The organism is Halobiforma nitratireducens JCM 10879 (assembly GCF_000337895.1).
GTDB lineage: Archaea > Halobacteriota > Halobacteria > Halobacteriales > Natrialbaceae > Natronobacterium > Natronobacterium nitratireducens.
The window spans coordinates 1-7,198 of sequence record NZ_AOMA01000093.1; the positions used below are offsets into that span (position 1 = coordinate 1).

Consider the following 7,198-nt stretch of genomic DNA (forward strand, 5'->3'; position numbering starts at 1 on the left):
GAACCCAGTCTCCTGAGCCAATAGCTTCCCAATTAGGTACAGTTTCCGCTGAGATGCTGCTTCACTCCGCCACTAAACTAGAACAGATGTACATCGGGGAGACGAAAACTGAAAACTGAAAGCGAACACGAACACGAACGCGAAACGTCCGGGAACGCCAGAGCCTATACTTGAACGACCGCTCCGAGGAGACGACTCAGGCATCAGAAGCGTCGGTGAGATCGTCTTCGCTCACTCGAGAGAACGACGTGCCGCCGCACTGACAGCCGTTTCGAGCCCCGAGTGGAAGAACGTCACCGTCGTCGGTGAGCGTCGCTGCGTATGCGCTCCCACAGTCGTCACAGGTAGCGAGAAAATCGTGTGCTCCGTCGTCGTTCATTCGTTTATGTTCCGGCACTACGTCCGGCCATTTGAATCTGACACAATCCGATTCGATTTCCGGGAATGCTCTGCCGGTGGGATCGCGAGGGGCCGTCGTTACCGACGGCTGCGGGTCGGGAATCCGGAGAAACCGGTCTTAGTTCCCGCCGACGTGTTCGGCCTCGACCCCGTCTCGCTTTCGGGGGGCGACCAGTAGCCGGCAGTGATCCCGAGGGCCGTCCGCGTTTCGATTGTCCGCGGGGCCGGCGGATCGACATCGGTTCGAACGCCGCCTGAAACAGTTCAGTACCGAAAAGATTCAAGAGCAGCGGCGGTAATACAGCGATACGGTTGCAACGTTCGACGCGTGGGGGCGGCGTTCGTCCAGTTACGGGACCGAACCCGACACCAAACGAGGGGCTCGAGCGGTCCGTCGAGCCTCGAGACTCGACCGCGCTCGAGCACGAACGAGCTCCACCGGGGGCCGCCTCGGCCGGCGGAATCACCGTTCCGTACTGGGTGTTTACAGCCGCGACGGAGGGGTGTGGACGAGCGGCGGATGGGACGGACGCCGATTCCGCGCCTCGACAACTGGCACGTAACACGGGTGAGCGTGGGAGATGATTCGATCCATCGACGACTACTTCCCGAACCCGGTCACGAAGACCAGAGTCTATCACGCCTTCCGTCTCGGACTGCAGCTATACGTCGTGTTTCTCTTACTGGCCGGGGCGTACAGTCTCCTCTGGCTCGCCGAAATGGGCGGTGTCATCCCCGAGACCCTGCTGTCGACCATCTGGATTTCGATCGCCGTGATGGGGTCGTTGCTGCTACTGTTGCTCGTGCCGCTCTTTTATGCCTCCCGATCGAACGAACGCTGACGATCTGACGGTCTGACGGTCTGACGGTCTGGCGGTCGCCCTGGCGGTCTGACCTAGCGTCCCTTCGTCGAAGAAGTCGTTACGCCTCGGTTCGATCCTGTCCGTCCTCGAGTGTGGGTGTGCCATCGAGGACATCGAAGGAGTCGGAGCCACAGGAACACGTGACACCGGTCCCGATTGGCCGGACGGTACCGTCGGCCCGAACCTGGACCGCGAACACGTTACCGCAGTCGGTACAGATCGCGGCGGCTCGCCGACTGTCGTCGTTCATTGCCGCCCGTAACCTGCCACGAGCTATCAAGTTTTTTCAGGGCTTCGAACCGCTCGAGTTCGAGGACGTTCGGGCGTGGCGATCGATCATCGCCGGCTTTATCGGACCGCTCCGTCGAGAGGGGAGCGACTATGACGGTCGTCCTCGCCGGCATCGGCGCTGATAGCACGAACCTGGGGGCCCTGGGGCCGCTGTACGACGACGGGCGTTTCGAGTACGTTCCCATTCCGGAGAAAACCCGCGAGACGAGCGAGACGGAAACGCTCGGTTCGTGGCAGCTACGGGGGCCACGCAACGACGACCACGGTCGAAACCGTACCGCGGCCGACCTCACGACGCGGATCACGCCCCAGCCAGTCCAGGACGGCAGCGAGACCGTCACGGACGAGGCCCTCGAGTCGTGGCCGTTGCACCGCGATCCCAACTTCGAGGCGCTGACCTACGGCGAACACCGTACGAGCGGCTACGTCTCCCGGCTGCGCACACTCGAGGCCGGCGACGCCGTCGGGTTTTACGCCGGCTTGCGGCGACCCGGCGGTGACCGCGCGCACCGGTATCTGATCGGCTACTTCACGGTCGATCGGGTCGACGTCATCACCCCCGAGACCCCGGCGGCGAAACGGGAGGCAATTCTCGAGGCACACCCCGAGAACGCCCACGCGAAACGGGCACGAGACGGGGTCCCCTACCTGTCGGGGAAGACGATCGTTCTGATCGACGGGTGCGAACCCGGCGGTCTCTTCGACCGAGACCCGATCCGACTCAGTGACTACTACGTGAAACCGGGGAACGAACGGGCCCAGTACTATCTCCGGGAGGAGATCGGCGACAAGTGGCAGGTGGTTGCGGGTGGGAAGAACATGATGTACAAACCGGCCTACCGGTGTGAGCTGCCGGGATCGGCGTTCGTCGACCGGGTCGGGCGACCGGGCAGTCGATCGGCCGACTCGAAGGAGGTCGTGGCCGACGGGTCTGAGAACGACTGATCCTGTTTCTCACACTGACCCGGACGCCAACCGAAAATCGATTACGAACGCTCACAACTACCCGTTTCGACCGTCACGCCCGTAGCTGGCTCGTCACGAACCGGCTGCTCTCGAACCGCATCGTCCGTCCGATCGAGCAGTTTCTTGTGGTGACAGGTCCAACGGCCGGTAGTGACCGACGACCACGAAACCGATCGAAGCGACGGTTCGCCCGCCGAGTCTGTGCCGGACTCGAGTCCGAGCCAGGGGGCCGACCCCGATTGCGGTTCCGACACCTCCGCCGGCACCAGACACGGCCGCGTCGACCGCCACCCAACCCCCGGACGGCGAAATTCGCTTGCGTTCTGGACGGACGCGAAACACCCCTTGCGGGTCGCGTTCAATTACGTCTTCGTCTGGCTCGCCCGCATCGCCCCGAGCCTGCGGCTCCGGCGCTGGTTCCTGCGTCGGATCGGCGTCACCGTCGCTCCGGGCGTCTCCTGGGGACTCGAGGCGACGCCGGACGTGTTCTGGCCCGAGTTGATCTCCCTGGAGGAGGACGCGATCGTCGGCTACGACGCGACGCTGCTATGTCACGAGTTCCTCCAGGACGAGTACCGTACCGGAGCGGTCGTGGTTGGAAAGCGAGCAATGATCGGCGCGGGAGCGATCGTCCTTCCCGGGGTCGAGATCGGCGCGGACGCACGGGTCGCGGCGAACTCGCTCGTGACGCGGGACGTACCGCCGGGGACCACCGTCGCGGGTGTACCGGCTCGCCCGATGGGTGGCGACGACGCGAGTGACTCGAGCAACGAGGAAAACACTGACGACCAGTAACGAGGCGGTGTCGGACCGGCGAGTGACGAAACCGCTTACAGCGAGGACCAGGACTTCCGGGCTTCGTTGACCGACGTAACGTCTTTGATCCAGCGGGCCGCGATCATCTTTTTCAGGGTCTCTGCCGGGAGACCGCCGAACGTGTCGACAGGCAGAGAGATGCCGAAGGCCGGCTTGACGTCGTGGGCGACTGCCTTGTCGCCGACCGAGACGACGGTTCCCTTGTCGTCGTACTCCCAGGTCTTGAGCGGGCGGTTCTCGATCGCGCGGGCGATGTTCTCGCCGACGACCTCCGCAGCCTGCCAGGCGGCCTGTGCGGTCGGGGGTGCAGGTTGATCGCCCTGATCGACGATCGCCGAGTCACCGACCGCGAACACGCGTTCGTCGGAGGTCTGGAAGTTCGCCTCCGTGGTGACGCGGTTGTGCTCGTTCTCGAGGTCCGCCTCGTCGAGCGCGTCCTGGCCGGTGATGCCGCCGGTCCAGACGAGCACGTCGTACTCGAGCGGGTCGCCCTCGTCGAACTCGATCTGTTCGTCGGTGGCTTCGGTGATCGGATCGTCGGTGTGGATATGGACGCCGGCGTCCTCGAGCAGGTCGCGAAGGGCCTGCTGGATCTCCGGGTCGTTACCGGGGAATATCTCTTCGAGAGCCTCGACGAGGTGGATTTCGATCGGGGCGCGGTGCTCGTCGCGGAACTCCGCGATTTCGCCGGCGGTCTGGATTCCCGAGAGGCCGGCACCGCCGATGACGATCTGTGCGGGGTCGCCGCGGGTGGCTTCCTGGCTCGCTTCTTTGACCGCCTCGTGGATCTCGAGGGCGTCGTCGAGGCTCTTGAGCGTCAGGGAGTGTTCCTCGAGCCCGGGGATGCCGTAGAACGCGGTCTGGCTGCCGAGCGCGACGAGCACGTAATCGTACTCGACGTTTTCCGCGTCCTCGAGTTCGACGACCCGCTCGTCGACGTCGAGCCCCGTGACTTCGGCCTGGATGAACCGGGTCGAGGGCGACGCGACGTCGTCGACCGGGAACGTAACGTCGGACCGGACATCCGGATCGCGGATCACGCGGTGGGATTCGTGGAGAACGAGGTGGTAGTCCACGTCTGCGATCCAGGTTAGACGAACGTTGTCACCGAGCTCCGACTCGAGCTTTTTGATCGCGCCGGTTCCGGCGTACCCGGCACCGAGCACGACGACGTTCTCAGTCATACCCCACACTCCGAAACCCTCTGATACAAAGGTGTTGGAACCGTTATCTGCGTGCCGATTGTTTTCACGCCACACGATACTGTTCCGGTAGAACCGCCGACGCGGGACCGAAATCGGACGGCCAGTTAGAGGATGCGCTTCCCGAACGCACTCGCCGTAAGTTCGGCAGCCAGTTCCGCGGTTTCGTTGGCCTCGTCGAGAATCGGGTTGACCTCCACCACGTCCATCGACCGGAGCACGCCGTCGCGTTCGTGCCGTTCTGAAACGGTCTCGAGTGCCGCGTGGGCTTCCCGATAGGTAATTCCGCCACGGACCGGCGTGCCGACACCCGGCGCGGACTTGGGTTCGACCACGTCGAGGTCGAAGCTGACGTGAACCCCATCCGTTCCGTCGGTCGCGATCTCGAGGGCTTCCTCGACGACGCTCGTCATCCCGCGCTCGTCGACGTCGGCCATCGTGAACGCGGTCATCTCGCTGTCACGAACCAGTTCCCGCTCGCGATCGTCGATACTACGCAGGCCGACGTACACGATCGAGTCTTCCTGGACGCGGGGGGCGTGGGCCCACCCCATCTCGCCGAAGGAACCGCGACCGAGGGTCGCGGCCAGGGGCATCCCGTGAACGTTGCCGCTGGGAGACGTTTCGGGCGTGTTGAGGTCCGCGTGGGCGTCGAACCAGACCACGCCGAGGTCGGCCTCGCGGGCGGCACCGTGTAACGAGCCGATCGCGACCGAGTGGTCACCTCCCAGCACCAACGGGAACTCGCCGTCCGCGATCGTCTCGTCGACGCGGTCGGCGAGCCGACTACTGACGTCCGCGATCTCGGGCAGGTACTTCGCGTTGTCGACGCCCCAGATATCGGCGTCCTCCTCGACGTTGCGGTCCAGGTCTATCTCCTCTGCTCGCGGGACGGCCAGATCACCTGCGTCGACGCTCTCGACGCCAGCCTGCTCGAGTTCGTCGGCCAGTCCGGCATAGCGGATAGCGGAGGGGCCCATGTCTACCCCCCGGCGGTTCGCCCCGTAGTCCATCGGTGTACCGAGTATACGAACGGTCGAAACCATAGCTCCAGATACGACCCGGGGTGTTTAGGAGGTAGTGATATTACGTGGCGAGTTCGAACGACAACAGATTTAGGGTTAGATGGCCCTAAACCGAGTGTATGATGCTGAGCGACGTGATGGAAGACTATCTCAAGGCGATCTACCAGCTCCAGCGGGGGACCGACGACCGGATCAAGACCTCCGAAATCGCCGAGGAGCTGGAGGTCACGTCGCCGACGGTCACCAGCATGCTCGACAAACTCGAGGACCGTGGGCTGGTCGACCGCGAGAAGTATCGCGGGGTCACGTTGACCGACGAGGGTGAGACGGTAGCCCTCGAGGTCGTCCGCCACCACCGGCTGCTCGAGGCCTACCTCACCGAGCACCTCGACTACGACTGGTCCGAGGTCCACGACGAGGCCGACCGCCTCGAACACCACATCAGCGAGGACTTCGAGGCCCGTGTCGCCGACGCGCTCGGCGAGCCCGAAGTCGATCCCCACGGCTCCCCCATCCCGAGTGCCGACCTCGAGCCGCCCGACCGACCCGAAGGCGAGTCCATCGCCGAGTTCACCGAAGGCGACACCGTCGTCGTCGAAGAAGTCGCCGACCGCGACGCCGAAATTCTCTCGTATCTGGCCGAACACGGCGTCGAACCCGGTGTCGAACTCGAAATCCTCGAGGTCGCCCCCTTCGGTATGGTGACCGCTCGCTCGAGCGACGCCGACGAACCGGTTTCGCTGCCCGACCGCGTCGCCCATCACGTTCGCGTCGCTCAGCCCACCGAACTCGAGCAGTAGCCCCCGTTTCCGTCGTTTCAGTAGTCATCCGATTTAGGAGTTTAGACCGACTCTAACGGCAGATATAGTGGAAAGGCATAAGTTTAGCCTCGTCTAATCCAGGAGTAATGGAGACACTATCTCTCTCGCCAGGGGGTGACGAGACGCGATGAAAGACCGATCACTCTACGATCTGCCGCGGTGGCTACTCGCGATCGGACCAATCGTCATTCTCGCGGTGGTGTTTGGATTCCTCTATTTCACGTCGCCGTTCGGAGACCTCTCCGGCGTCGAGGAAGCGGGCACACTCGAGGTGCTCTGGGTCGTGACGATCATCGGCGCGATCGCGGGAATCATCCCGGTCGCGATCGGGATGCTCTGGTTCCCGTTCATCCGGGAGCTGGACCTGAGATACATTCACGGCTTCATGGCGCTCGCAGCCGGGGTGCTCGCGTTTATTGCCGTCGAGATGACTGAAGATGTCGTCGAGCACGCCGGTAACACTGCTACTCCCGCATTCGCACTCGGGGTGGCTCTCGTCGGAGCCGTCGGGACGTTCGTCGTGATGTACGTCCTCAGTCAGTGGCGTCAGCGAACGATGGTTGCAAGCGAAAAGACCGGCATCGAGATAGCGTACCTCATCGCGATCGCGCTCGGCTTACACAGCATCGGTGAAGGATTGGGGATCGGCGTCTCCTACGTTCAAGGCGATGCAGCGACGCTTACACTGCTGGTCCTGGCGTTCGTGATGCACAACGTCATGGAGGGACCCACCGTCGTTGCCGCGATCGCGCGCGATACGTCGACACCGCCGCTCCGACACTTCGCTGCGATCGGCGTCATCGCCGGCGGTCCGG

The 7,198-nt window shown here is 63.7% G+C and carries 9 protein-coding genes; 5 read left to right on the forward strand and 4 right to left on the reverse strand.

All coding sequences use genetic code 11. The features are described 5' to 3' along the window. Window positions 1-196: 196 nt before the first annotated feature. On the reverse strand, window positions 197-379 hold the full coding sequence (locus tag C446_RS09390; protein ID WP_006672851.1) for a hypothetical protein: 183 nt from the start codon (window positions 377-379) through the stop codon (window positions 197-199). A 601-nt stretch (window positions 380-980) separates the two neighbouring features. Between C446_RS09390 and C446_RS09395 the strand changes: the two genes are divergently transcribed. Then, window positions 981-1,241 carry a hypothetical protein gene (locus tag C446_RS09395; protein WP_006672852.1) on the forward strand — a complete coding sequence of 87 codons (261 nt, stop codon included), beginning with the start codon at window positions 981-983 and terminating at the stop codon, window positions 1,239-1,241. 79 nt (window positions 1,242-1,320) lie between these two features. Here the strand turns inward: C446_RS09395 and C446_RS09400 are convergent, their stop codons facing one another. Further along, window positions 1,321-1,512: a hypothetical protein gene (locus C446_RS09400; protein ID WP_006672853.1), complete on the reverse strand. Its 192-nt coding sequence runs from the start codon at window positions 1,510-1,512 to the stop codon at window positions 1,321-1,323. Between the two features lie 131 nt (window positions 1,513-1,643). Here C446_RS09400 and C446_RS09405 point away from each other — a divergent pair, with 131 nt between their 5' ends. Both C446_RS09405 and C446_RS09410 read left to right on the forward strand, forming a co-directional pair. Then, window positions 1,644-2,498: an Nmad3 family putative nucleotide modification protein gene (locus C446_RS09405; RefSeq protein WP_006672854.1), complete on the forward strand. Its 855-nt coding sequence runs from the start codon at window positions 1,644-1,646 to the stop codon at window positions 2,496-2,498. Between the two features lie 171 nt (window positions 2,499-2,669). Then, entirely contained in the window at window positions 2,670-3,314 is a 645-nt protein-coding gene (locus C446_RS09410) for an acyltransferase (protein ID WP_006672855.1), read from the forward strand. Window positions 3,315-3,349: 35 nt separating this feature from the next. Here the strand turns inward: C446_RS09410 and C446_RS09415 are convergent, their stop codons facing one another. Further along, the gene (locus tag C446_RS09415) at window positions 3,350-4,519 is read right to left on the reverse strand and encodes an NAD(P)/FAD-dependent oxidoreductase (protein ID WP_006672856.1); all 1,170 of its coding nucleotides are present in this window, start codon (window positions 4,517-4,519) and stop codon (window positions 3,350-3,352) included. A 125-nt stretch (window positions 4,520-4,644) separates the two neighbouring features. Next, window positions 4,645-5,583: an arginase gene (gene rocF / locus C446_RS09420; protein ID WP_006672857.1), complete on the reverse strand. Its 939-nt coding sequence runs from the start codon at window positions 5,581-5,583 to the stop codon at window positions 4,645-4,647. Between the two features lie 98 nt (window positions 5,584-5,681). On the opposite strand from rocF, the gene C446_RS09425 reads away from it, so the two are divergent. Next, the gene (locus tag C446_RS09425) at window positions 5,682-6,362 is read left to right on the forward strand and encodes a metal-dependent transcriptional regulator (RefSeq protein WP_006672858.1); all 681 of its coding nucleotides are present in this window, start codon (window positions 5,682-5,684) and stop codon (window positions 6,360-6,362) included. A gap of 148 nt (window positions 6,363-6,510) precedes the next feature. Continuing rightward, the coding region (locus C446_RS09430; protein WP_006672859.1) for a ZIP family metal transporter at window positions 6,511-7,198 on the forward strand (688 nt) is incomplete at its 3' end.